Annotated in this window: 31 protein-coding genes and 1 pseudogene; 20 read left to right on the forward strand and 12 right to left on the reverse strand. The window is 40.0% G+C overall.

The window, feature by feature from the left end; all coding sequences use genetic code 11:
* Positions 1 to 34: 34 nt before the first annotated feature.
* The 9 genes from TOL9009_RS41150 to TOL9009_RS0131760 all read right to left on the reverse strand — a co-directional run bounded on the left by TOL9009_RS41150 (position 35) and on the right by TOL9009_RS0131760 (position 8,546).
* Positions 35 to 1,420, reverse strand: coding sequence for an MFS transporter (locus TOL9009_RS41150; RefSeq protein WP_051503168.1), 1,386 nt, complete (start codon positions 1,418 to 1,420; stop codon positions 35 to 37).
* Between the two features lie 724 nt (positions 1,421 to 2,144).
* Positions 2,145 to 3,011 carry a DUF4231 domain-containing protein gene (locus TOL9009_RS0131725; RefSeq protein ID WP_029637424.1) on the reverse strand — a complete coding sequence of 289 codons (867 nt, stop codon included), beginning with the start codon at positions 3,009 to 3,011 and terminating at the stop codon, positions 2,145 to 2,147.
* A gap of 175 nt (positions 3,012 to 3,186) precedes the next feature.
* On the reverse strand, positions 3,187 to 3,651 hold the full coding sequence (locus tag TOL9009_RS41155; RefSeq protein ID WP_038298144.1) for a GtrA family protein: 465 nt from the start codon (positions 3,649 to 3,651) through the stop codon (positions 3,187 to 3,189).
* Between the two features lie 185 nt (positions 3,652 to 3,836).
* Positions 3,837 to 4,382 carry a chorismate--pyruvate lyase family protein gene (locus TOL9009_RS0131735; protein WP_051503169.1) on the reverse strand — a complete coding sequence of 182 codons (546 nt, stop codon included), beginning with the start codon at positions 4,380 to 4,382 and terminating at the stop codon, positions 3,837 to 3,839.
* A gap of 110 nt (positions 4,383 to 4,492) precedes the next feature.
* The gene (locus TOL9009_RS0131740; protein ID WP_051503170.1) at positions 4,493 to 5,092 is read right to left on the reverse strand and encodes an acyltransferase; all 600 of its coding nucleotides are present in this window, start codon (positions 5,090 to 5,092) and stop codon (positions 4,493 to 4,495) included.
* A gap of 6 nt (positions 5,093 to 5,098) precedes the next feature.
* Positions 5,099 to 5,383 (reverse strand): hypothetical protein, encoded by a 285-nt coding sequence (locus TOL9009_RS0131745; RefSeq protein WP_029637427.1) that lies wholly within the window; start codon positions 5,381 to 5,383, stop codon positions 5,099 to 5,101.
* Between the two features lie 183 nt (positions 5,384 to 5,566).
* Positions 5,567 to 7,204, reverse strand: coding sequence for a glycosyltransferase family 39 protein (locus TOL9009_RS0131750; RefSeq protein WP_029637428.1), 1,638 nt, complete (start codon positions 7,202 to 7,204; stop codon positions 5,567 to 5,569).
* On the reverse strand, positions 7,197 to 7,361 hold the full coding sequence (locus TOL9009_RS44025) for a carbamoyltransferase N-terminal domain-containing protein (RefSeq protein ID WP_242055104.1): 165 nt from the start codon (positions 7,359 to 7,361) through the stop codon (positions 7,197 to 7,199). Before TOL9009_RS44025 ends, TOL9009_RS0131750 begins: the two co-directional genes overlap by 8 nt.
* Before the next feature lie 159 nt (positions 7,362 to 7,520).
* Positions 7,521 to 8,546: a class I SAM-dependent methyltransferase gene (locus TOL9009_RS0131760; RefSeq protein ID WP_029637429.1), complete on the reverse strand. Its 1,026-nt coding sequence runs from the start codon at positions 8,544 to 8,546 to the stop codon at positions 7,521 to 7,523.
* A gap of 612 nt (positions 8,547 to 9,158) precedes the next feature.
* Here TOL9009_RS0131760 and TOL9009_RS46465 point away from each other — a divergent pair.
* On the forward strand, positions 9,159 to 9,386 hold the full coding sequence (locus TOL9009_RS46465) for a hypothetical protein (protein WP_144238426.1): 228 nt from the start codon (positions 9,159 to 9,161) through the stop codon (positions 9,384 to 9,386).
* A 477-nt stretch (positions 9,387 to 9,863) separates the two neighbouring features.
* Entirely contained in the window at positions 9,864 to 10,007 is a 144-nt protein-coding gene (locus TOL9009_RS48030) for a hypothetical protein (RefSeq protein WP_186227735.1), read from the forward strand.
* 90 nt (positions 10,008 to 10,097) lie between these two features.
* Here TOL9009_RS48030 and xisF read toward each other — a convergent pair whose 3' ends face one another.
* Positions 10,098 to 11,642 carry a fdxN element excision recombinase XisF gene (gene xisF / locus TOL9009_RS0131770; RefSeq protein WP_029637430.1) on the reverse strand — a complete coding sequence of 515 codons (1,545 nt, stop codon included), beginning with the start codon at positions 11,640 to 11,642 and terminating at the stop codon, positions 10,098 to 10,100.
* 35 nt (positions 11,643 to 11,677) lie between these two features.
* Between xisF and TOL9009_RS0131775 the strand changes: the two are divergent.
* The 18 genes and pseudogenes from TOL9009_RS0131775 to TOL9009_RS0131860 form a co-directional block, all read left to right on the forward strand.
* Positions 11,678 to 11,953, forward strand: a pseudogene (locus TOL9009_RS0131775) (nitrogenase component 1); the annotation flags it as partial.
* A gap of 228 nt (positions 11,954 to 12,181) precedes the next feature.
* Positions 12,182 to 12,520: a Mo-dependent nitrogenase C-terminal domain-containing protein gene (locus tag TOL9009_RS0131780; RefSeq protein ID WP_029637432.1), complete on the forward strand. Its 339-nt coding sequence runs from the start codon at positions 12,182 to 12,184 to the stop codon at positions 12,518 to 12,520.
* Positions 12,521 to 12,690: 170 nt separating this feature from the next.
* Positions 12,691 to 14,148 (forward strand): nitrogenase iron-molybdenum cofactor biosynthesis protein NifE, encoded by a 1,458-nt coding sequence (gene nifE / locus TOL9009_RS41160; RefSeq protein ID WP_038298149.1) that lies wholly within the window; start codon positions 12,691 to 12,693, stop codon positions 14,146 to 14,148.
* The gene (gene nifN, locus TOL9009_RS0131790; RefSeq protein WP_029637433.1) at positions 14,148 to 15,467 is read left to right on the forward strand and encodes a nitrogenase iron-molybdenum cofactor biosynthesis protein NifN; all 1,320 of its coding nucleotides are present in this window, start codon (positions 14,148 to 14,150) and stop codon (positions 15,465 to 15,467) included. Before nifE ends, nifN begins: the two co-directional genes overlap by 1 nt.
* A gap of 13 nt (positions 15,468 to 15,480) precedes the next feature.
* Positions 15,481 to 15,630 carry a hypothetical protein gene (locus TOL9009_RS48035; RefSeq protein ID WP_186227736.1) on the forward strand — a complete coding sequence of 50 codons (150 nt, stop codon included), beginning with the start codon at positions 15,481 to 15,483 and terminating at the stop codon, positions 15,628 to 15,630.
* On the forward strand, positions 15,627 to 16,040 hold the full coding sequence (nifX, locus tag TOL9009_RS0131800) for a nitrogen fixation protein NifX (RefSeq protein ID WP_029637434.1): 414 nt from the start codon (positions 15,627 to 15,629) through the stop codon (positions 16,038 to 16,040). Before TOL9009_RS48035 ends, nifX begins: the two co-directional genes overlap by 4 nt.
* Positions 16,037 to 16,513, forward strand: coding sequence for a NifX-associated nitrogen fixation protein (locus tag TOL9009_RS0131805; protein WP_029637435.1), 477 nt, complete (start codon positions 16,037 to 16,039; stop codon positions 16,511 to 16,513). The genes nifX and TOL9009_RS0131805 overlap by 4 nt, the downstream gene beginning before the upstream one ends.
* Before the next feature lie 142 nt (positions 16,514 to 16,655).
* Positions 16,656 to 16,874, forward strand: coding sequence for a CCE_0567 family metalloprotein (locus TOL9009_RS0131810; protein ID WP_029637436.1), 219 nt, complete (start codon positions 16,656 to 16,658; stop codon positions 16,872 to 16,874).
* Complete coding sequence (nifW, locus tag TOL9009_RS0131815; RefSeq protein WP_029637437.1) at positions 16,871 to 17,188, forward strand: nitrogenase-stabilizing/protective protein NifW; 318 nt, start codon at positions 16,871 to 16,873, stop codon at positions 17,186 to 17,188. Before TOL9009_RS0131810 ends, nifW begins: the two co-directional genes overlap by 4 nt.
* A gap of 10 nt (positions 17,189 to 17,198) precedes the next feature.
* Positions 17,199 to 18,002 (forward strand): HesA/MoeB/ThiF family protein, encoded by an 804-nt coding sequence (locus TOL9009_RS0131820; RefSeq protein ID WP_029637438.1) that lies wholly within the window; start codon positions 17,199 to 17,201, stop codon positions 18,000 to 18,002.
* Positions 18,003 to 18,160: 158 nt separating this feature from the next.
* Positions 18,161 to 18,541: a HesB/IscA family protein gene (locus TOL9009_RS0131825; RefSeq protein WP_029637439.1), complete on the forward strand. Its 381-nt coding sequence runs from the start codon at positions 18,161 to 18,163 to the stop codon at positions 18,539 to 18,541.
* Between the two features lie 164 nt (positions 18,542 to 18,705).
* On the forward strand, positions 18,706 to 19,005 hold the full coding sequence (locus tag TOL9009_RS0131830) for a 2Fe-2S iron-sulfur cluster-binding protein (protein ID WP_029637440.1): 300 nt from the start codon (positions 18,706 to 18,708) through the stop codon (positions 19,003 to 19,005).
* A gap of 147 nt (positions 19,006 to 19,152) precedes the next feature.
* Positions 19,153 to 19,407: a FeoA family protein gene (locus tag TOL9009_RS0131835; RefSeq protein ID WP_029637441.1), complete on the forward strand. Its 255-nt coding sequence runs from the start codon at positions 19,153 to 19,155 to the stop codon at positions 19,405 to 19,407.
* 353 nt (positions 19,408 to 19,760) lie between these two features.
* Complete coding sequence (locus TOL9009_RS0131840) at positions 19,761 to 20,702, forward strand: heme o synthase (protein WP_029637442.1); 942 nt, start codon at positions 19,761 to 19,763, stop codon at positions 20,700 to 20,702.
* A 257-nt stretch (positions 20,703 to 20,959) separates the two neighbouring features.
* On the forward strand, positions 20,960 to 21,424 hold the full coding sequence (locus TOL9009_RS0131845; protein ID WP_029637443.1) for an ankyrin repeat domain-containing protein: 465 nt from the start codon (positions 20,960 to 20,962) through the stop codon (positions 21,422 to 21,424).
* Positions 21,411 to 22,700, forward strand: a complete 1,290-nt coding sequence (locus tag TOL9009_RS0131850; RefSeq protein WP_029637444.1) for a nitroreductase family protein — start codon at positions 21,411 to 21,413, stop codon at positions 22,698 to 22,700. Before TOL9009_RS0131845 ends, TOL9009_RS0131850 begins: the two co-directional genes overlap by 14 nt.
* A gap of 25 nt (positions 22,701 to 22,725) precedes the next feature.
* The gene (locus TOL9009_RS0131855) at positions 22,726 to 23,094 is read left to right on the forward strand and encodes a hypothetical protein (RefSeq protein ID WP_029637445.1); all 369 of its coding nucleotides are present in this window, start codon (positions 22,726 to 22,728) and stop codon (positions 23,092 to 23,094) included.
* Positions 23,063 to 23,242, forward strand: coding sequence for a hypothetical protein (locus TOL9009_RS0131860; protein WP_029637446.1), 180 nt, complete (start codon positions 23,063 to 23,065; stop codon positions 23,240 to 23,242). Before TOL9009_RS0131855 ends, TOL9009_RS0131860 begins: the two co-directional genes overlap by 32 nt.
* A 79-nt stretch (positions 23,243 to 23,321) precedes the next feature.
* Here the strand turns inward: TOL9009_RS0131860 and TOL9009_RS0131865 are convergent, their stop codons facing one another.
* Positions 23,322 to 23,798, reverse strand: a complete 477-nt coding sequence (locus tag TOL9009_RS0131865) for a hydrogenase maturation protease (RefSeq protein WP_029637447.1) — start codon at positions 23,796 to 23,798, stop codon at positions 23,322 to 23,324.
* A gap of 51 nt (positions 23,799 to 23,849) precedes the next feature.
* Positions 23,850 to 24,032, reverse strand: a complete 183-nt coding sequence (locus TOL9009_RS0131870) for a hypothetical protein (protein WP_029637448.1) — start codon at positions 24,030 to 24,032, stop codon at positions 23,850 to 23,852.
* Positions 24,033 to 24,066: the final 34 nt, after the last annotated feature.

The following is a 24,066-nucleotide window of genomic DNA, read 5'->3' on the forward strand; positions in this document are numbered from 1 at the left end:
GATAAGCGTTTGAATGCTTACCACTTGATTGCAATCAAGAATTAATTACTTTGTCAGGTTCATAATCCAAGGTATCAATTGTTTTATTTTCTAGTATTTCTCCATCAGTAGCTAACAATTCTCCACCGATTTGTTTAAATGCAAAATAAGTGTAAAAGCTGAGTGATGCGAATACAACAAAAAATCCTGCCATAACCATTAAAAAACCAATTCCACGTCCTTCACCTGTTTCAAGCAACCGTCCCACAGTATTAGCAAGTAGTCCATCAGGAGATAGCATTGGTTCTAAAAGTCTGTCCGCTAGTGGACTAGAACTAAGATTACCGAAAGACAATGCTAAACCTGCCGCAGTATAGAACAATGCAAGAACACGTCCTTGAAGTTTCGGGTGTACGCTAGTTTGCCAAATTGTAAAGTTAGTACCTAAAATAATGGGCAAGGTAAAAAACGAAAGAGTAATCCCAAAAGTTATTGTCGGGATAAAAGGTTTGATGCCAGCAATTATCAAACCTATTCCATTTACAACAGAAAACAGAAACAGAGTAGAAATGATTTGTTTTCCTCCTCCCCACGTACTCATCAAAAGACTACCAACAACCATGCCACATCCAGCGACTGCCATAACATTGCCAAATGTCGTAGCAGAGGAAAATGATAATATTAGAGGATCAATCAAGACAGTGGTCATCCCACTAATAAAAAAATGAATTGTCATGAATGCCAGTAATAGCAACAAAAAAGGGCGAGATGAAATATTTTCCCAGCCGACAATAATTTCATCAAGAATTGTTGTAATTCCCTTACCAGATTTAGTGCTGCTTTCCGGTTGAGGAATTTTGATAAAAAGTAGTATGAACAAGGCAATGACATAGGTAGAAAAATCTATCAGCAGCAAACTTTGAAGCTGTAATTTTGCAATAAGTATACCTGCTAAAATTGGTGCTGTCAGTTGTCCTACTGCTGTGCTGAACTGAGTCAACCCGTTGGCTCTACCAATTTGATTGCTCTTAAGCATCATCGGTATAGCTGCTGATTTAGCAGTCATTTGAAAAGAACCACACAATGAAGTTAAAAATGCAGAAATATAAATATACCAAAGTTGCAGATTATGAGTTAGTAGTAATAAAGCAAGTGTTAGTGTGATTATAGCCGCAAGTATATCACTGATAATAATTGTCCACCGCCGATTCCACCGATCTACTAATGCACCGACTAAGGGAGTAATTAAGACACCAGGTAACATAGTAAAAAATATTACTAAACTTAGTTGTGTAACAGCATGAGTGTTTTGATAGACCCAAATACTTAAGCCAAATCCTGTCAGACGGGTGCCAATTTCTGACAAAGACTGACCAAACCAGAAGAGAAGAAAATTTCTAAGTTCGCGAGTTAGTTCGATTAATTGACTTGCATTTTTCATATCGTTTTCTCATTAGCCGTTACTGTTTAAGTGATTTATTAGACACACTACCTTTAATTTTAGTACTCTCCAGAAGTAAGTTGCTTTTTCAAAAAAATAGGAGTCATATATATGATCTCCTTTTTAATTTTTTGTATATAGTTATACACCGTATTCTCAAAGAGAATTGTTGCAGCGAGGTCGTGGCTGGGTTGTGATGCTATATGATGCGATCGCTTCCTTTCTCAAGCAGTGGATTAAGTTTAGTATGCCTGAGCGATCGCGTACATCTATCTCGTGATGGACAAAACCTTTAATTTGAGATTACAGCAGATTTGAGGTCAATGAGGTACATGAATAAAACCGAAAACCCTGTAAAGACGTTCCGGCGGAACGTCTCTACGTGTATTTAATAATCACGCAATCTGCTGTATAAGCGTTTTTGTTCAGAGTCAAAGAAAATTGCTCTTTGATTCTTATCAATATTGAGAGGAAGAAAAGTGATAAAATTAGTCAGAAAGCTTTGATAAATAACAGCGAAATAAATTAATTCTTATACCATTTCTGTATGAATATACGTCTAAGAGCGCCCACGCATTGTTAGAGTCGAGGGGAGATATTATTCCCCCTCGACTCTGTTCTATATAAATCTTTGCCGAAAACGTGATATTTTTAAGGGATATTACCCCCAATTTGTCAATGGCATCCGTAAAAGTTGTCAGGAATATGACCAGGTGCAAAGATGTTAACTTTGCTCAGATTTGGACTCGTTAGATGCAGTTGATTCTGTCTTCTGTGACTGCTTCTCTTCCGTTTGTTGCAGTTGCTGGAGATGAATGTTATTCACTTGAATAATAAACTGTTCTATTGCCTGACTTGCCTTCTGTTGCCGTTCAGTTTCGTCAGACACATCATAGCAACGATAAGACTGAGTTACTCCTAATATAAACTTCTCTTGTTCAGCCTCTAACAATTCAATGGCTGTGTTAGCAGCAAGCGCATTCTTCTGAAAAGGAAAAGAGGTAACTATACTGGCAACTATAGAGGCAATAGCCGGACAGATTACGGGTAGCCACTTGAGCCAAGCTTGTCCTGCTTCCAATTTGTCTACCAAAACTAAAATTGGTGTGACTCCTGATAAAATAACAGTTGCAATTTGCAAAACATAGTAAAGGTTTCTCGATAGATTGCGAGTTTTTTTATAATCGTCAATCATATCTTGGCAATACTGTAAAGCTTTTGCTCTTGCGGGAGTGAACGTATTTTTCTCCAAGGAATTGTTATTACTCAACAGAGAAGTATATATTTCAGCTTTTTGGATAATACCATACTGGTTAGCCGCATTCTTAGATTCTTCAAATGCTTGTTTGTTGATGAGTAACAAAAAAATCGAAATAGTCAGAGAAATGGCTCCAGCAATTACAGCATTTTTATTATCTGGTAACAGAATAATAATTATGCCAGAACTGATAATAGCAGCTAGTAATAAATACTCAAGCGCCTTCAAGGTAAATAAGATTTTTTGACCTGATGAAGAGGATGAGTTTTCTTCCATAGAGGAATTTCCTCTCTGGTTTTTCTGTTCAACAGTAGTTATTTCAGAGCTAGTCATTGCCTTGTACTCAATTTGTTATCAGTTGAAATGTAGCAGATTATCATGGATAAATTCGCCTCTATTAATAAGGGCGTATATATATGATATCGACATTTCAAAAATCCGCATCCGGAGTATTGTCTTATTATAATAAGTATTATCTGTCAATATAATTATTAGTTATCAAATATACTTATGTCTCCGTTATTTGCCAGTTTACCTTCCAGTTGAGCGAAAAATTCCACATGGTAACACAAATAATTGCTATCAATTTTGCCATGTATTCATTCATCTCGAATTTATAAAACAACAAATTCACAATTAAAGTATTGAAAATCAGTCCCAAAAAACAAATTAGGTTGAACTTGAAAAAACGTTGCAACCGCTGAGTGCCTAATTGTTGCTGAACAGACACATCACCAAAAGTCCATACATCATTCCATAAAAAATTATTAATGATTGCCACTTCTGTTGAAAGTATTGCACTCGGAGTTAACACCCAACCCAACAGAGTATGCAGAACATAAAATCCTCCCAAGTCTACAAATACACCACTTAAACCTACTATGGCAAAACGAATCAGCCGACTTAGAAACACCCAAGAAAGACTTAAGCGGAGTCGGTTTATTAAATTGTTAATCTCCTGATAGTAATTCATTCAGTATATTCTCTCTTGATTTTTTTATTTTATCACTATCACTTATCTTTATAATTTAACTTGTTCCTCTGTCCCGAAAAAATCCATAACTCTGTCCAAAAACAGTTTAACAAATAAGTGATAGTCGATATCATCGAATCAGGCACTTATATCCAAGCTTTTTGATTGACTAAGGAGTTAAAATTTCACATGAAGTAGCTTTGAGGAAACTTTTCTGTAATCATCATTATAGGTTTCCGATTAGAAAAAACGCGGTAAGTACGAAAAAGCAATTGGTCTTTTGGTTCGGTATCTATAAAATAAGCAGACAGTTCATTAGCTGGTTCTTTGCCCGACTCAATAATCTCTTTAAAAGTTTCCAATCTGAATTGGAACCAAAGATGACCTATCGGTGTTTTAGATTTTAATAATCCATTTTTAAAATCTTTATCGAGCCTTCCAAGAACAATTTTTGATTCGGCATAAAGTAAATTTTTTCTACTATTTTCTCCTTGTAAAAATATTTTTCTATTAATGATTTCGCTACCTTGTTCTAACTCTAATATCGGAATCTCTTGGGTAGTAACTTCTACTTTCTCGGATATTTTTAAGACTTGAATATGTTCCAATAAATACGCTTCTAATATGTCTGTCAAGGTTCCATCAGTTATCAAGATAATTCTTTGTAAATAACTAAGATTAGACAAATCTATATGATTGTATTTTAACATTTTTTGCAAATCATTTTTCATTATTTGTAGCTTCAATTTCTATTTTTGGTATTGCTCTTTGCTTCAAATCGTTTAGATATTTTAGATTAAAAAACATCTTTTTCGTGTCACTTTTATCGATCTGGACACCACTATATCGATTCTACCAGCCAGGTGATGTTTGTCCGCACTACCTTGGCAGGAATGCCTATGGCAAGTGAGTTAGATGGGATTGTTTTAGTAACAATTGATCTCGCACCAATTACCGTATCAGAACCGATGTCCGCACCTTTTAACACCATCACTTCGCGGGTGAGCCAAACGCGATCGCCAATCTCGATATTCTCATCAGGGTTAATGCGATCGCCTTCCGCATTCAAAATCGAATGGCTATCTGTTGTGCGGATATCAGTCAAATCAGCTATCACACACCCCTCACCAATTCTAATTCGTGTTCCTCCATGTGCAACCAGACGGACATTCTCTGAAATCTGTGTTCGACTGCCGACTATAATTTCATTACCATTACCGAACATTTCCATAAAGCCACCGATAATACAATTTTTTCCGATGGAAAGTATATTGTCATTCCCATGAATAACAATTTGTAAATTGTAAAGCTTTGTCCCACTTGCTATGACAACGCGGTTATTAGTTCCTTTAATCTCGATACGTCGATTAATCCCCACTTTGTCATACCAGTGATGCTTGCTTTGCAGCCAAAGCAGAAGTTGACTAAAACTCTTATTCATGGTTGATTAGTCTCCTTCATCCCACATTGTCAAGGATACATGATTGCCATTAGCAACACAATCGCTTTGAAACTCTATGCTATTACCGCTGCCTTTGATCACAATATCGTAATTCAATATCTTTGCATTTTCCGCAATATTCAGACTGTTATCGACTTTTGGAATTACGATTCTTGTTCTTAATATATATCCCGCGCAGTGGAAGACAGATTCTTTTGCAACCTCAATTTTGTTCGACCAGTGATAGTAATTTTTCATCCTATCCAGAAAAATTTCCCATTTTGAATTCATGCTAAATTTTACCCTTTTGTTAGAATTTTATCTAGATAAGTCGGCAAAAAAATTCAATGTATGTGAATAATTTTAAATTGCAGGTGCATAAAACCTCACCGCCTTCCCCTCTCCTTGTTAAGGCACGGGTGTCCGGAACGGACGGGGTAAGGTTCTGTATCCAAGTGCAACCCGCTATAGTGTTCACATTTTCTCAACTTTGTCAAATTCCCACAAACCTCCAGGTGGCGAATTAAGTACTTTAATTACTTTCAAGTGATAGCTTTTATCCTGCTCCAGTTGATGAAATAGACTGCTATTATTTTGCATAAATAAAATCTGGTTATATTCTTGAGGAATCGGCACCAGTTCAGCATCTGCTATTGGCAGTAGGCGAACTTTTGGTAAATAATGACTTAAGGTTAAGATTCCTCCTAAATTAACAGGAGAGTCATTAATTACCAGTAAAGGTCTCTCTAATTGATTGATAACTTGATATGTTTCCTTGATAAATTGACTATCTGATTGCGTCCACCAATTCTCAGCTTGAAAAAACCTAAGATCAGAAACCAACCCGGCTATTAATAATCCTAATATCATGAATTGAGCGATTTTTTGTCGCCAAGTCTGTTCTTGGAAAATATAAAAAGCTAAAACATAGGCGACAAGAATTTCTAGGCTGAGATATAAAGGCAACTGGTAGCGAACTTGAAGGGAGCGAAATCCTCCAAAAAGCAGGTCATATATCACTAATAATAGGCTAGTAAATCCTCCCAATAAAAAAATCAATAAACTTGTTTTATTTTGAACAACTTTTACGAAAAATAATATCAAGTAAATAATCAAAACTAAACTGAATATTAATGCCGGAATACTATAAAATAAAGAACCTTCCACAGCCAAACTATTAAATGCTACTGTATCTAAAGTTAAATTAAGATCCAAAAATGTTCGGGTAACTCGAATTAGAAAAATAGCGATTAGCTCGAAAGGATTATTTATCCATCTTATTGTAAACCCTGAAGTTAGCTCTAGCGCTGTACTAAGATGGGTGATGAGTACAATCAGCCATGGTAAAAGCATTAAGAAGCCAGCAACAGTACCAAGTAAATAATTGAGGAAGGTTTTGGTGAAGCGAAAGTGTTGTTGAATAACTACATAAATACCATGAGCTATCATTACCAAAACTGTGAATAAATGGGTGTATAATCCCAAGGCTAAAGTTAGGGTATACACAGCCCAATTTACTTTATTTTCTTGTCTGATAGCTCGCAATAAAGCAGCACTCGATACTAAAATTCCTACCATCCACAAACTGTATTGACGTGCTTCTTGAGCAAAGAAGAGCTGCAAGGGAGAAACGGCAATCAATGCCATCGCAACCCATCCCACAACTGGTGACTCAAACAACTCTAAACATAGCCAATAGACGCTGGGAAATATCAACAGACTGATGAGTGCTGACAAACTCCTCACCCCGGTAGGCGAATCTCCAAATACTTGCACCCACAATCTCACCATGACGTAATATAAGGGGGGATGCTGCGGGTCTGAGGTGATTAAGTAATTCAGCGTATCAGCCACACCATGCTCTGGATTAATGTGTTGATATTTGTCGAAGGTGGTAATAGGAATTGTGTCTTGATGATGAGAAACTTCCTGTCTTAGCTCGGCTACCGTGTTACCAGAAATTGCTACGGATGTCCAAGATTCATCACAGCAGTATGTTTTTTGCCCTAGATGGGCAAAGCGAAAGAAAATGCCTAACCCCATCAAGATTATTACTAAGATTTTTAACCAAGTCGGGGGATTTGCTTTTACTAGTAATTGCGGTTTATCCATTTATTGCACCTGATTGAACGACCGCATTTTTGGGAAATTTAGCATCGTGCTTTTTCCTAGAAAAACGTTCTTCCTGCGCTGCGGCAACAATCTCACCATGCACAACTAAAGCAGCGGCGCTATCGTGATAGTAGGCTGAAATTCCGAGAATCTGCATTTTCACAAACCGTGGGTAATTGACACCTGGTCAAAAATTTTGGTCTGTTACCAAGAGCGCTAACAGCAACTGATGTACCAGGTTGTTTTCTCAGTTACTGAGATTTTATCCGTAGTTATTGCCCAATGACTAAAGTCGAGTTTGGGAAACTACTGATAATCAATTTTTTTTTGCAACCACGACTATATCATTCAAATACATCTTCTTTAACGTCTCATTTTGATTGACTTGGTGTTCAAGCTCTAATATCTCAGCAACACTCTCGATTGGTTTGATTGGTCGACAGAGACGGGCTTGAATTTGCGGGATTTCGATATATGTGCCGACCTCCATAGTTTTATGAGTATAAAACTCAGAATGATATGCCTCCCATTGCTTGATGGTAAATAGCGGTGTAGTTGGAAGTTGATAAAATTCTGATTGAGATTTAAACTCATCTCCAAATGTCTCTTGCAATGTCGGATTAAACGGATTGGCAAGGAGAGTTTGGTACAGGTCAAAGGGCATGTATCGAACCCCTAATCCTGTGGAATGCCCATTTTTACAAATATCGGAAAATTCTTCCCGTGTAATCAGAATATATCGTTGATCAAACTCTTTCTTGGCACGGAAGTGATAGAGAATGGGAGACTTGCAAGCAAATATCATTAAAGAGCCGTTCGGTTTCAGAAAATTATAAAAAGCAGCAATACTCTCTTGAATAATGTCCAAAGAAATATGTTCAAAAATATGCGAACAAACGATCAAATCAAAAGTCCCATATTCCGATATTGCATTGCTTTGCATTACATCATTGAGGAGATGGACTTTCTCACTTTTTAGTGGTGATGAATGTATTTCTTGGAGCAAGCGTTCGTATTCATCGGTTTGTACAAAGTCATCATCCTGTAATTTTTTTAATAGTTCTTGGTCTTCGCTGATTAGACACTTGGCTACCACTGAAGCGTGCAAGAATCTCTTTAGATCTGGTTCGACCATAACAATCTTTTTAGCTGACCAGAGACGAGGAAGTAGTCTTCCTAGTCCACATCCAGCATCAAGAATAACTGCGTCAGGGGTGATCAAATCCTGAATGTTATTAGCCCAGACTTCCCGATCTCTAGCTTTCCAAGCTTCATGAGCCAGATCTGTAACCCACTGGTGTGGGTCAACTGTTTCGTAAACAGTAGCAGTAATTTTTTCCATTTAAAAATACCTCATAACTGAGTGGAGCATAAATCAATTAGATTAGCTCTGTCAAGCTACTGGTGTTCCAAAGTTGAAGGTGGCGTTATATAAGCTCTTTAAATATTTGAAAAATTTTCAAATATTTGGTTAACAGCGTTGCTAAGACAATCGTCAGAAAAAACAATAATAAAACTTGAGCATTAGTTGAAAATGGAAAAACTTTAATCTGCAATAGGTAGAAAGAGCCATGTAATACCAATTCTTTATGAGGCTGCGCTTAATAACCCGACGAGTAAACTCGCGGCTACACGTACAAAGCCCACCTGCGTGGGCTAAATTAGGCGCAGCTTCACACAGAAATGGTACAAGCAATTTTTGCTCATGGTTTTTTGAAAATATTGCCCGGTAATACTTCCAAAGAATAATTAAGGTTGGTTCTCACACTAAATATACTACAGCATTCCAAATTTCATAGAAAGATAACTTTTATACCTCATAGAATTTAGTGTTTTGTCAACCCCCCTTGGGCTGCTACTTTATACTTATTCAGGAAATATAATTTATGGTTATATTTTTTACATAAGATTCCAAAAATAAAACATTGATGATGTATCTCAAATTATTTAAAGTATGTATCGCACCCCGGAACAACTAGCTCATTTGCTGTCAGTACCCCCATCTCTGCAAATAAATGCAGATATCCTGAAAGCAGTATGCAAAAGCTGTTCTGTCAACTTAAGCGATCGCGGTCTATTATATCATGTCCGGTCAAACAGCCATAATAAAAGAACCCCTCCCCAACCCGGACCGCTGGCGGGTGGGGTTCTTCATGAATTATGGGTAAGCTACCGCACATGATATTAGTTACATTTATAGTTTCCACCTCTATTGCAGGTACACTCTTATCTTCCAAGCTAAGAGTAGCGTAGTATCTATCTGCCTTTTTTGTGATAGAGCAAGTCTTAACATAGTGTTATTGTCGTTTGTTGGTCACTTCCGACGCTCGATGACTCGCTAACGCTACGCTATCATTGCCCACCTTATATCTTGCCACTGATTCCGGGTACGGAATTCAGATGGGGGACTTACGGTGACAGAGTTAAAAAATATCGTAGAGACGTTACATGTAACGTCTTTACAGTATGTGTGATTTGCCGGATTTGATGTAATATCATGTCCAGTAAATTACTTAAAATATAAAGACGTTCCGACGGAACGTCTCTACGTATATTCGATTTGAGCGCAATCTGCAAATATGTCGCAATCTAAAAAGCTTATCGCTAACAGAAGTTTTTGACTTCGCAGTTATCGTCAAAGAAGCGATAAACATCAACTATGAAACGTGAAACCCTAGCAGAATTAGTTGCTCGTACTGTAATTGAGTTTGAGAAACGTGAGGCACTGCTACAAAAACAACAAGAGCCGGTACAACAGCAAAAACAGGACAAACCTAAACCCCGCAAGTCCAAAGCTGCCTAGCCTAATAGACATCTCTAGAAAAGAGACGTAGCAATGCTACGTCTCTACAAGGGTTTCGGGCAACACATAATTAATTTCTACTTTCTATGCCTAATATAAATGCAGTAATTTAACCCCAATGACTTTGTTGCCATCTACTATTATTTTTCTTATACACCCTTTAAGTAAAGCTTGTTTATCTTGCGGTTCTAAACTTTGCCAATATCTCTGGTTTGAAAATGCCAAAACAATCCGTTCTTTGGCAATTAGGTATTGCTTAGAGGAGTCACTTGTGGTAGCGCAAGCATCTGCAATCTGGCTCAAAATATCTTCCTTCGCTTTTTCAATTGCTGGATTTGATGGTAAAGCATCCAGGATATTTAAAGATGCTCGCAGAGTTTTAACTTCTGCGGGTTCTTCTGTCACTTGAACTTCTTGCTCTACTAGTGCTGCTAACCTTTCAGCTTCCCGTACCAACCATTCGATAACTTGCTTTTCTAGTTCATCATTAGAAATCATCCGCTTGTTGTCGCAAGCTCCAGTCCGGTAAAAACTGCATTGGTAATGATGACGAATTAATCCGGTACGTTTTACCAATTTCTTGGATTGACGACTGTAAGCAGCCCCACAATGAGCGCATTTAACTATATTAGCAAATACGTTGGTGTATTTTTGTTCATTTGCCCAGCGATTATTGCGATTTTGGCGAATCATCGCTTTTACCCGCTCGTGTTCCTCACGGGTAATAATAATTTCATCGTGAGTTTCCCAGGCAACTTCCCACTCATCAAAGGGCTTGCGATGCCCCCCACTGTACTGCACTGTATCATATGCTGTTCCCCCTGCATAGATGGGATTTACTAACTGCGATCGCAACCCAGAAATTGACCATTTCAATCCCGTATTCGGATAACGCAGATTTAGTCCAGATCCACGAGTTTTATTAATATTTTCAAACGCTATTTCTTCCTCTCCAAGTACATTATTTCTGTTATTTTTTGATTTGGAAACTGCCTGAGCCTGAATCCCAAAAATATCATGCAATTGTCTGGCAGTCTCTGACACTGTACCCACACTAAAAAAAATATCAAACACAAATCGCGCCAATTGGGAAACATTCATTTCTGACTTATTGGCAATTAAGCAAACGCACGGACGGTTATCTTTGATATACTTTTGTCCATCTGTTATATATCCTAATGGTGCGTTCCAGTGGGGCTTTTTATTCGTCTTGCGAGTTTCGCGTTCCTTTTTTACCCGCATCGCTAACATTTTTACCTCATACTTTGCGGCTGCTAACCGCACATCAATTGTTAGTTCCCCACCAATACTCGACATCTCAAACGGCTCATCAATTGCTGTCGGTTGGATACCCTTTTTCTTTAATGCATCCATCAACCGATAAAATATTATTGATGACGATGTTAAACGGTCGATGCGGATAAATAATAACTTTGAGACTTTACCAAAAGCGTTAGCATCCACATCCTCAATTAACTGCAAAAGACCTTTGCGCTTATCGCTAGTACGACTCTCGACATCGTAATATATTTTCGTGGCTCCAGCACTCCGCAAACGACGCATCTGTTTAATTAACGCTCCTTCATCCTCCGCTTGTTCGTCAGTCGATACCCTCGCATAAGCCCAAACTTCCATATATCGCACCTCACAGCAATATATAAATGTTACCTGATAGTGAGCGCATTGGTTCTTTGCTGTTCACCGAACCTGTGGACTTGCTCATCGGTAACTCCTATGGTAAGTACCTGTGGCGCGATTGCAAAGTTCCCCTGGTTCGCATCGGCTATCCCATCATGGATCGTCACCACATGCACCGTTACGCCACCGTCGGTTATCAAGGTGTGATCAACTTGCTCAGTTGGGTTGTTAACACTGTGTTCGAGGACATCGATCAGAACACCAACATTCCTTCTAAAACTGATATTTCTTACGACTTAATTCGTTAGAAATTTCATCTTCGCGTGCCACAAAAGGAAAAGGAGTAAGGTTACTGGGTAGTGGGTAGTGGTTAGTAGTTAGTGGATAAATATTGAACGCCAGATGCCTCAAGTCGGGAAACCCGCCCACGGCACTGGCTCCTGTTAAGCGTCAACTAACTACTAACTACTAACAACCCCCATTCCCCAATCTCTACTTTTCCTTTTTCCTTTTAGCTGTTTCTTGAGGTTTCTATTATGAAATCTATAACTCCCGCTCACGAACACACACATCCCCACCCTAGTTTACGTCCACCAAACTATAAAAAACCTGGCTCATTTGATATTTTATATCCTTTGCGCCGACTGGTGGATAACGCCCAAGTTAAAAATGCTCGTATCGCTCATCTAATCTGCCAAATCATTCCTTGCGGTTGCCCGTTTGAGCGAAGTCTAAACTTATTTGGACGAACTTTACACATCCCCCCAATGTGCAAACTTAATCCCTTATACGACGAGTTTATTGGATTGCGTTTCCGTGCCTTATCTTATCTTACTGATATTTGTGGCGAAGATGTCACTAAATATATTTGTTAATAGTTAGTAGTTAGTGGGAATTTGAAGAGGGGCTTTTTTAAGAGGGGGAAAGGGGAATAGGAAAAACGCTTTCCCAATGCCCAATGCCCAATGCCCAATGCCCCATGCCCACTAACAACTAACACCCAACAATTAACTACTCATAACTTCCATCCAGCGCGAGGAATTAAATGAAAATTACCCAAGGCAAAATTAACGAGCTGCTCAGTGAAACCGGATGCGAACATAATAGCCAAAAACATGGAGAAAAGAAAAATAAATCTTGCACTCAACAAGCACAACCAGGAGCTGCTCAAGGGGGATGCGCTTTTGATGGTGCAATGATTGCCCTAGTGCCAATTACTGATGCTGCTCATTTAGTCCACGGTCCGATCGCCTGCGCTGGTAATTCTTGGGGAAGTCGTGGTAGTCTGTCTTCGGGTCCTCAGCTTTACAAAATGGGTTTCACCACCGATTTAACCGAAAATGATGTCATTTTCGGTGGGGAAAAGAAGCTCTACAAAGCCATTTTGGAATTGCATCAACGCTACAACCCGAAGGCGATATTTGTCTATACTACTTGTGTCCCCGCTCTAACTGGCGATGATATCGATGCAGTTTGCAAAGCTGCGGGTGACAAAATAAGAACGCCTGTTGTCCCCGTAGTTTCCCCAGGATTTATCGGTAGCAAAAATCTCGGTAATCGCTTCGGCGGTGAAGCTTTATTAGAATACGTTATTGGCACTCGCGAACCTGAGTATACCACACCATTTGACATTAATATCATCGGCGAATACAACATCGCCGGGGAAATGTGGACAGTTCTGAAATTATTAGAAAAACTCGGCATCCGCGTTTTGTCGAAAATTACTGGTGATGCTCGCTACGAAGAAGTTTGTCACGCTCACCGTGCCAAATTGAATGTGATGATTTGCTCAAAAGCGCTGCTCAACATGGCAAGAAAGATGGAGGAGCGTTACGGCATTCCTTACATTGAAGAGTCTTTCTACGGTGTAGATGACATGAACCGCTGTCTGCGGAATATTGCCGCTAAGTTAGGGGATGAAGATTTAAAACAACGCACCGAAAAGCTGATCGCTGAAGAAACCGCTGCTTTAGATTTGGCACTAGCTCCTTACCGCGCTCGACTCAAAGGCAAGCGAGTTGTCCTTTATACCGGAGGCGTAAAGAGTTGGTCAATTATCTCCGCAGCTAAGGACTTGGGAATCGAAGTTGTTGCTACCAGTACTAGAAAGAGTACGGAAGAGGACAAAGCCCGAATCAGAAAGTTGATCGGTAACGATGGCATCATGATGGAAAAGGGCAACGCCAAAGAACTGTTGCAATTAGTTAAAGATACAAAAGCTGATATGTTAATTGCGGGTGGTCGCAATCAATACACCGCTCTGAAAGCGCGGATTCCTTTCTTAGATATTAACCAAGAACGCCATCATCCTTACGCTGGTTATACAGGGATGGTAGAGATGGCAAGAGAACTGTATGAGGCTTTCTACAGCCCTGTGTGGGAGCAAATCCGCAAACCTGCACCATGGGATGAGGACACAAAGACACAAAGACACGGAGACATGGGGACTTGTACAGACGCGATTAATCGCGTCTCTACCTCAGCTTTATTGGAGGGATTGTAATGGCGATCGTTACTGTTCCTAACAAATCACTGACTGTTAATCCCCTGAAGCAAAGCCAAGCTTTGGGTGCATCTTTAGCCTTTTTGGGCTTAAAGGGGACAATACCTTTATTCCACGGTTCCCAAGGCTGTACTGCTTTCGCGAAAGTTGTTTTGGTGCGACATTTCCGGGAAGCGATTCCCCTTGCGACGACAGCGATGACGGAAGTCACTACCATTTTAGGTGGTGAGGAGAATGTAGAACAGGCAATTTTGACGCTGGTAGAGAAGTCAAAGCCAGAAATTATCGGTTTATGTAGCACTGGTTTGACGGAAACTAGAGGGGATGACATCGAGGGTTTCCTGAAGGAAATCCGCAAACGTCATCCAGAATTGGATCGTCTGGCGATCGTTTTTGCCCCAACACCAGATTTTAAAGGTGCGCTACAAGACGGTTTTGCTGCCGCAGTTGAAAGTATAGTAAGAGAAGTTCCCACTGAAGGTATCACCAAACTAGACCAAATCACGATTTTGGCGGGTTCTGCTTTCACACCAGGGGATGTACAGGAAGTAAAAGAGATCGTAACTGCCTTTGGACTAAAGCCTATCTTTGTACCCGATCTTTCCGCTTCATTAGATGGTCACTTAGATGATTCTTATAGTGCCATAACAGGTAGTGGTACGACTCTAGCAGAATTGCGAGAAATAGGTAGTTCGGCGTTTACTTTGGCGCTGGGTGAGAGTATGAGGGGTGCAGCAGAGATTTTACAACAACGGTTTGCTATACCCTATGAGTTGTTTACTGAACTGACTGGTTTGGAAGCGATGGACGAGTTTTTACAAGCTTTGTCAGATCTTAGTGGTATTAGTGTACCAGAAAAATATCGTCACCAACGCCGTCAGTTACAAGATGCAATGTTGGATACGCACTTTTATTTTGGTGCGAAGCGTGTTTCTTTGGCGTTGGAACCGGATTTACTTTGGTCTATAGTGCGTTTTCTGCAATCGATGGGGACGCAAGTACATGCTGCGGTGACGACAACGCGATCGCCTTTATTAGAAAAAATGCCGGTAAAAAATGTGACTATCGGTGATTTGGAAGATTTTGAGGAATTAGCGGTAGGTTCTGATTTACTGATGGGTAACTCGAATGTGAAAGCGATCGCGCTTCGTCTCGATATTCCTCTTTATCGTTTGGGTATTCCCATTTATGACCGCTTAGGTAATGGTCAGTTTACCAAAGTTGGTTATCGAGGCACTATGCAGCTTTTGTTTGATATTGGCAATCTGTTTTTAGAACAGGAAGAAGAAAAAGCAAAACATTTTTATGGTAATTGGTAATGGGGAATAGGGAATGAAAAGAATCCTATTAGAACGCGCATCAAAAATCGAGGTCTTTAATTCCCAATGCTCCATGCCCAATGCCCCATGCCCCATGCCCAATGCCCCATGCCCAATGCCCAATGCCCCATGCCCAATTAGCAAACATGAGGAGATCGAATGAAAATTGCTTTCACGACTAGTGATAGAGTTCATATTAATGCTCACTTTGGTTCGACAAAGGAAATCGATGTTTATGAAATCTCTGATGAGGGATATCATTTTGTCGAAACACTCACCTTTGCGGGTGATTTGAAAGAAGATGGAAATGAGGATAAGTTAGCACCAAAACTTGAGGCTTTAGCTGATTGTACCATTGTTTATGTGACGGCGATCGGTGGTAGTGCAGCAGCTCGTTTGATCAAGAAAAATGTCACACCAATTAAAGCGCGATCGGAAGAAGAAGAGATTGCTGAGGTGTTGAATAAGTTGGTGACAACTCTCAAAGGAAATCCCCCACCTTGGCTGCGTAAAGCCTTACAACAAAAAACCTCTAATTTTGAAGATGAGTTGGAAGAGGAAGCAAAGGTATGACCATAAACAATAGTCTTAATGGAACTGCTCAAAGCGAGATTTTAAACGCACCTTTCCTGAAGACATTAATCAGTCAAATCCGTGGTCAAGATAGCTATGGATTTTACCGTAATTGGACGGATGAGTTGATTTTGAAACCTTTTGTTGTCACTAAACAAAAGAAACGCGAAATCTCTCTTGAAGGTGAAGTTGATCCAGCAACTCAAGCCCGGATTATGGTATTTTTTCGAGCTATAGCTGCCAGTATTGAAAAAGAAACAAATCTCATTTCTCAAGTTGTGGTTGATTTGAACCACGAAGGATTTGGCTGGGTGCTAGTATTTTCTGGTCGTCTTTTGCTGGTGAAAAGAGCTTTGCGAGATGCTCACCGCTTTGGCTTTGACTCTTTAGAAAAGTTAGCAGAAGAAGGAGAACAACTAGTAGCTAAAGGTTTGGAATTAGCCAAAACTTTTCCCGAAGCTAGCCAAGTGTAATTAGGTAGAGACGTTCCGGCGGAACGTCTGTACGGGAATTAGAAGTAAAGACGTTCCGCTGGAACGTCTTTACGGGAATTAGGAGTAGAGACGTTCCGCCGCTACGTCTGTACGAAAGGGATTTCTATAAAGGGAGATGCTTATGGCGCAAGTGGAAGAAACAAGTGTTGAGGAGTTAAAAACTCAAATTAAACGCCTCAATAGTAAAGCAGGTCAAATGAAGATGGATCTGCACGATTTAGCTGAGGGTTTACCCACAGATTACAAAACACTTATGGATGTTGCTGCGAGTACTTATGAAATATATCGTCAGTTAGATGAACTGAAGCAACAAGTAAATAAATTGGAGCAGCAAAAATGAACACCAATCTGGAACAATTCAATAAAATTGTTGATGCAGAGGAGTATTTTGAATTTTTCCAACTCCCTTACGACCAACAATTTGTAAATGTGAATCGTTTACATATTTTAAAAAAGTTCTCTCAATACATGAAGGAAATTGATAGCAATTCTCCTGATTTGAGTGTTGAAGATAAACTAAAGCAATATTGTGAGGCTTTGCAAAAAGCTTATCAGTTATTTGAGGAATCAACACCCCAAGAACAAAAGTTGTTCAAGGTGTTTAACGATAAGCAGAAAAATGTAGTTACGCTGACAGAAATCACGTCTGATTAGGAGGTAAAAATTGGTTAACCTGACGCCTACCGAGTTAGAACGTTACAGCCGCCAAATGATGCTCCCTAATTTTGGCGAACTGGCTCAGAAGCGCCTTAAGTCAGCGACTGTTCTGGTTACAGGTGTGGGGGGATTGGGTGGTACGGCAGCGCTTTATTTAGCAGTAGCGGGTGTCGGAAAACTAATCCTAGTCCGGGGTGGCGATCTGCGACTTGATGATATGAATCGTCAGGTTCTCATGACGGATGATTGGGTAGGTAAGCCGAGGGTATTCAAAGCACAGGAAACTTTGCAAGCCGTTAATCCTGATGTCCAAGTGGAAGTAGTCCATGATTATATCACCCCGGAAAATGTGGATTCGCTGGTGCAATCGGCAGATATGGCTCTCGATTGCGCTCACAATTTTACGGAGCGCAATTTGCTCAATGAAGCTTGCGTGCGCTGGCGCAAACCGATGGTAGAAGCGGCTATGGACGGGATGGAGGCTTATCTGACAACGATTATTCCTGGTGTGACTCCTTGTTTGTCTTGTCTGTTTCCGGAAAAACCTGATTGGGATCGCCGTGGTTTTTCTGTTTTGGGTGCTGTTTCTGGGACATTGGCTTGTCTCACAGCGCTGGAGGCTGTCAAGTTGATCACTGGGTTTAGTCAGCCTTTGTTGTCGCAATTGCTGACCATCGATTTTACCAGGATGGAATTTGCCAAGCGCCGTTCTCACCGCGATCGCTCTTGTCCGGTGTGTGGTAACAACGCACCTTGGCGATATCTGCAATCCCAAGATATGGAAACTACCAGTATGGGGACTAGGGACTAGGGACTGGGGACAAGGGGGACAAGGGGACAAGGGGACAAGGGGACAAGGGGACAAGGGGACAAGGAAGAATTTATCCGATTCCCAATGCCCAATGCCTAATCCTTCCGCACCAAAGACATTTTATCAGAACAATTAATCGCAACTTATCAGGAGATTTGATGACTGTTACTTTGACAGAAAAAGCAGAATTTCGCCTGCGAACATTTCTGCTGGGTTCTACACCCGATAACAATACAGTAGCAGTAGCAACTAAAGGTGTTCGCCTATCTGTTAAAGATGGCGGTTGCAGTGGCTATGAGTATGCAATTGAGATCACCAGCAAACCACAACCAGATGATTTGGTGATTTCCCAAGGTAAAGTGCTGCTTTATGTTGATGCGAAAAGTGCGCCTTTATTAGAAGGTGTGGTAATCGATTTCATCGACGGTGTAATGGAAAGCGGCTTTAAGTTTACCAATCCCAATGCAACTGATAACTGTAGTTGTGGCAAGTCATTTAAAGCTGGTGATTGTACGCCTGATGGTGTACCTTGCAGCTAAAATAATTCAAAATTCTAAATGATAAAACCTACATCTAATAATAATTTTAGATTGGGTAGTTTAGATTTTGAATCTTAAACAACTACACAAGTAGGGAGTTTTTACATTCCACTTTTGTGGGGTCATCAAACCTGATTGTATCAAAATCTGAGGAGAATCACGAAATGGCTAGTTACCAAGTTAGATTAATCAACAAAAAGCAAGACCTTGATACAACAATTGAAATTGACGAAGAGACTACCATTTTAGACGCAGCAGAAGAAAATGGTATTGAATTACCTTTCTCTTGTCACGCAGGTGCTTGCTCTAGTTGTGTTGGCAAAGTTGTTGAAGGTGAAATAGATCAATCTGACCAATCTTTCTTGGATGATGAGCAGATAGAGAAAGGATTCGCTCTACTTTGTGTTACCTATCCACGTTCTGATTGTACGATTCGCACTCATCAAGAACCATATCTGGTCTAACGTGTTGATTGTTTTTTAGTTTCGCCTAATGTTGAAGTCGTAGCTTTATTAAAGCTATGGCTTCTTAATTATATTTATGTTTAATTTTGTAGTGAGCGCTTCAGCGCTCGTAATTATGAGCGCTAAAGCGCTCACTACCTAATGCAAATGTTTACTCCATTTGATGTTATTGGCTCTTCATTAATATTATTGCAGAAGGGAGAACAAGGAATTGTCACTTTCTGTAAAAATCAGGACGAAATTGTTTTAAAAAAAATGGTATCAATGGAAGTGGTGCCAGGAACTCTCATCACTTTAGAAGAGAAACTCCCCTCTTTTGTCATCAAAGTAGGAAACAGACGCTGGCAAATAGATAAGAATGTTGCTTGCGCTATTTATGTGCGTGTTGTTAATAGTGGCTGATTATGATGTTGCGTATTATTCGCCCTCAGGCTGGAAGCCTGGGGCTATACGAACAAAGTCCGCCTGCGCGGACTGAGGAAAAATTAAGTGCAAGAGGGGAGTTTTAGCTATTACACACAAGAAGTGAAAAAGAATGTAGAGACGTAGCACTGCTACGTCTTTACAAAGGTTCTGGATAACGCAATTTAAATTCGGTCGATGTCTATCAGGAAATAATATCATGTCTGCTTAATTAACATTAAAAAACATTGTATCTTTCGTAAAGACGTTCCGCCGGAACGTCTCTACAATATATGTGATTTGTCGGACATGAAATAACGGATATTTTCCACAATTGAGGAATTCGTGAACTTATGAATGGGACAACGGCGCAACGCCACTATCAAAATATTTTACAAGTTTTTCAAGATTACTATCAGCTAACAAAGCCCCGGATTATTCCGCTGCTGCTGATTACTACGGGTGCTAGTATGGCGATCGCCTCACAGGGAAAACTAGACCCGTTATTGCTGCTAAATACGATGATTGGTGGTACTTGTGCCACTGCTAGCGCTCAGACAATCAATTGTATCTACGATAGTGATATTGATTATGAAATGGAACGCACGCGCAATAGACCGATGCCTTCTGGTCGCGTGCAGCCATTACATGCTCTCATGTTTGCGATCGCTCTTGCTTGTATTTCTTTCTCGGTGCTGGCAGTATATGTCAATCTGTTAAGTGCTTTGTTAGCGATGTCTGGCATCGCCTTCTATGTGGGCATTTACACCCATTTGCTCAAACGCCATACTCCCTACAATATTGTCATTGGTGGCGCAGCAGGTGCAATTCCGGCGTTGGTGGGTTGGGCAGCGGTGACAAATACCTTAAGCTGGACAGCATGGACGATTTTTGCGATCGTCTTCTTATGGACACCTCCCCATTTTTGGGCATTGGCATTAATGATCCGCGATGAATATGCCAAGGTGGGTGTGCCGATGTTGCCGGTGGTTACTGATAATATTGCCACGGCGCGTCAGATTTGGCGATACACTTTGGTGGTTATCCCCAGCACGTTTTTATTAATTTATCCTCTTCACGCTTCGGGGGTAATTTATGGTGCGATCGCCTTTATTTTAGGGGCGATTTTTATTATGAAAGCTTGGACGCTGTTGCACAATCCGGATGATAAACAATTAGCGCGATCGCTTTTTCTCTACTCTATTCTCTACATGATGTTGCTGTGCGCTGCAATGGTAGTTGATAGTCTACCCATCACTCATCATTTGATAGAGGCAATTTTAGGCTTTTGGTAATAAGCCCCGACGATTAAAATCGCGGCTAAACGAACGAAGTCCGCCTACGCGGACTAATAGAGAAATGAGCGCAAAATACCTCTCGCTCCTCTCATTCCTCCGTGTCCTCTGCGGACTCTGCGGTTCGTTATTCCGTAACTCATGTGTAAGTCCTGCAATAGAAAATTGTGGCTTTGAAACCCGCGAAGGCGGGTTTTGTCTGTGTAGACGCGAATTCTATTCGCTCGATAATTCTTTTCACGATTCAAGGAATAATCATGACTCAACAAAATAGCTTTAATTTGACCGCAACTACAAGCCAATGGATGACAGCTAACGGCTACGATTCAAATAATTTAAATCAGCCTGGTGAAAATGGCGATACAGCTTTGATGAAAGCCACTAGAGAAGGAGTTTCCGCAGTAGTTGAAGAACTAATTAACGCCGGGGCTGATATTAATGCCACAAATAACGACAATAACAATGCTTTGTGGTTTGCTTGTTTTGGCAATCACTACGATTTAATTCGTTTATTGCTGGCTGCAAACATTAATATCAACAACCAAAATGATAATGGTGCAACTGTTTTGATGTACGCAGCATCAGCGGGAAAGACAGAAGTTGTGAAGTTGCTTTTGCAATATCACCCCAATCTAGAGTTGAGAAACTTAGACGACTATAAAGCCGTAGATTTCGCTAGCAATGTAGACGTTTTAAGGATTTTGAAAAATGCAAGTAAATAAGATGACGGGGAAAGTATATCATGATGCTACTAAGCATTCTTACTTATCGGTGCAAATCGATCCAAATTATGTAGATTCGTCAACTCAACCTTCGGCTTTTAAATTTTATCCAAAGTTTTATCGCCGAATAAGTCTAGATTTTCTCAATAATTCTATCCACTCTTTTCTCTGGTTAACGAGTGCGATTACCCTCGAAAAGACGTATAAAAATACTGTCGATAAATTGCGAGTGAATCCATCAGCAGGTGCTTTATATCCGACTGAGGTTTACGTGCAGATTCGCGGAATACAGGGAATGATAGATGGAATCTATCATCTAGAAGTTGAGAATAATTGTCTGGTACTTATCTATGAATTAATTGATGATGGATTAGAGGGTTATATTTTACCGAATAATCGTATCATCGGATTCATTTTTTTAATTAGTTGTGTTTATTATAGGTCTAGTTGGAAATATAAAGACAGGAGCATCAGGTATTGTTGGTTAGATAGCGGACACCATTTGGGTGCGATCGCAGCTTCAGCTTTTCTTCACGATAGAGATATACAACTAGTTTTCGATTTTGATAAACTCGCTCTCAATGCAGATTTAGGATTTGAGAATAAAGAGTTTATTACTGCTTGTGCGATTTCCGGAGAAGTTCAAGAGAAGAAGGTTCGACGGTTAAGGCTGAAAGTCCCTTTTGTTTGTGGAACTGATTATTTTGAACAGAATCAATTCATTGAAGAAGCTTATAAAGAAACAGCTTTGCCAAAAAGTTGTCAGCAAGAAATCAAGCATCCTCAATTGAACTTTGACAAGGATAGATTTTCTCAAGCTGTTTGGAACAGACGCTCAATTAGGCGTTTTGAAAAACAATCTATTTCCCAGGAACTTTATTTTAGTATTTCGCAGCAAATTAAGCAAGCGATACCGACAGAAAGTTTTGAGGAAATCGAAATTTACGCGGTTGTCCATCGAGTCGAAGGAATGTCACCAGGGTTATACAAAGGAACGGATTTAGTTAAGGAGGGTAACTTCAGTGAGAAGACAGGTTACTTGTGCGTTAATCAAGCGATCGCTTCATCTAGTGCAGTAACTTGGTTTTTTGTTTCCAACTATACAAATTATCAAACTGCCATGCAAATGGCTGGTTTTTTAGGACAAAGGCTGTATCTAGTAAGTAATTATTGGGGAATTCATTGTAGTGGAATCGGTGCTTATTATGACGATGAAACTCAAGAATTTCTAGAGACAGATAAAGATGTCCTTTACGCAATGGCAATTGGCATATAACTGGAAAAAATAAAGAGGCACAACTATGACAAACTATTTCTGGCAGAATGAAGATTCACGTCCAATTCAACCGACATCGGCAGATATTATACTGCGCCAGCAATTAGAATATTCTATTAGCAAGTACTTTTATGAAGATTGCGATCGCTGTATTCAAAAATTATTATCCAGTTGTCGATGGTATGTCACAACCCACGCTAATGCTTTGACTTTGGTAATTGAATGTCCAGACCAAGTTACTAACTGGCGTGTGTTACAAAAAATTGTACCAATGGCAACATTGCTACATAAAATTGTCAGCAGTGCTAAAATTCGCGTTTGTCCCCCAGAAAGCGAGGGAATGCCTTTTGAAATGAGGGTAGATGAATTATCAGTTTACAAAGATTGGGCTTGATGCTGAAGGGGAGAAGGGGAGACAAGGGCGACAAGGGGACAAGGGGGACAAGGGGGACAAGGGAGACAAGGGAGACAAGGGAGACAAGGGAGATAAGGGAGACAAGGGAGACAAGGGAGATAAGGGAGATAAGGAGAATAATTTTTGACTCTTGACTCTTGACTCTTGACTTTTGACTCTTGACTCTTGACTCTTGACTTTTGACCCTTGACTCTTGACTAATAAATCTAAAATAGCTCAACTTTTTGCCTAATGATTGCGGTTATTTCTTCAAAAACCACATCAGCAGAATGTTTGATAGCAGGACTTAATTCTAGTCCGAAGCCAAGATTTTCCGCTTCAATTAGGTAAACTGTCACATCTAAGGGAAAGTCATCTTTAAAGATTTTCCTACCAGCGACTAAAGCATTATCCCAACGAAAATCGTGCAAGTTATAACTGGGTTCCGGTAAAGTTTCCAATTCTTTTCCAGGAACTTTAAATACTGCACCGGGTTCGGAATTCGTTGAACTTGCATCAATAATTATTAATTCTTTGCTACCTCGTGCTTGAAACATGACTTCCATGCCGGCGGTGCCACAATCGTAAACTTGCACATCAGGATGAGGATGTTTGGTAAAATGTTGCTGTAGGCGTTGAGCAATTATTACGCCTACCGCATCGTCGCTGCGGTTAAGATTACCGCAACCAATAATTGTTAGCATGGGATAATATTTTTGTTCTTAATCATTAAGTTTCGCGCAAAGAGTTTATTTTCAATGTCCGGGTTCATCTAACAAGTCCAAAACTTCTTGCTCAACAACTCTTGAACGTAGAATGTCTAGTGCATCTTGATCTGCAACTTCAATTATTTCTGCTACATATTGGCGCACCCGTTCAGCAATATCAGGCTGCCACTGGCGCAATTTTGTATCCAATTTTTCTACTAAAGCGTCCATTGATATTACTATTAAATTTAAGTTTATTGTAAAA

The sequence above is a fragment of the [Scytonema hofmanni] UTEX 2349 genome, from assembly GCF_000582685.1.
Lineage (GTDB): Bacteria > Cyanobacteriota > Cyanobacteriia > Cyanobacteriales > Nostocaceae > Hassallia > Hassallia hofmanni.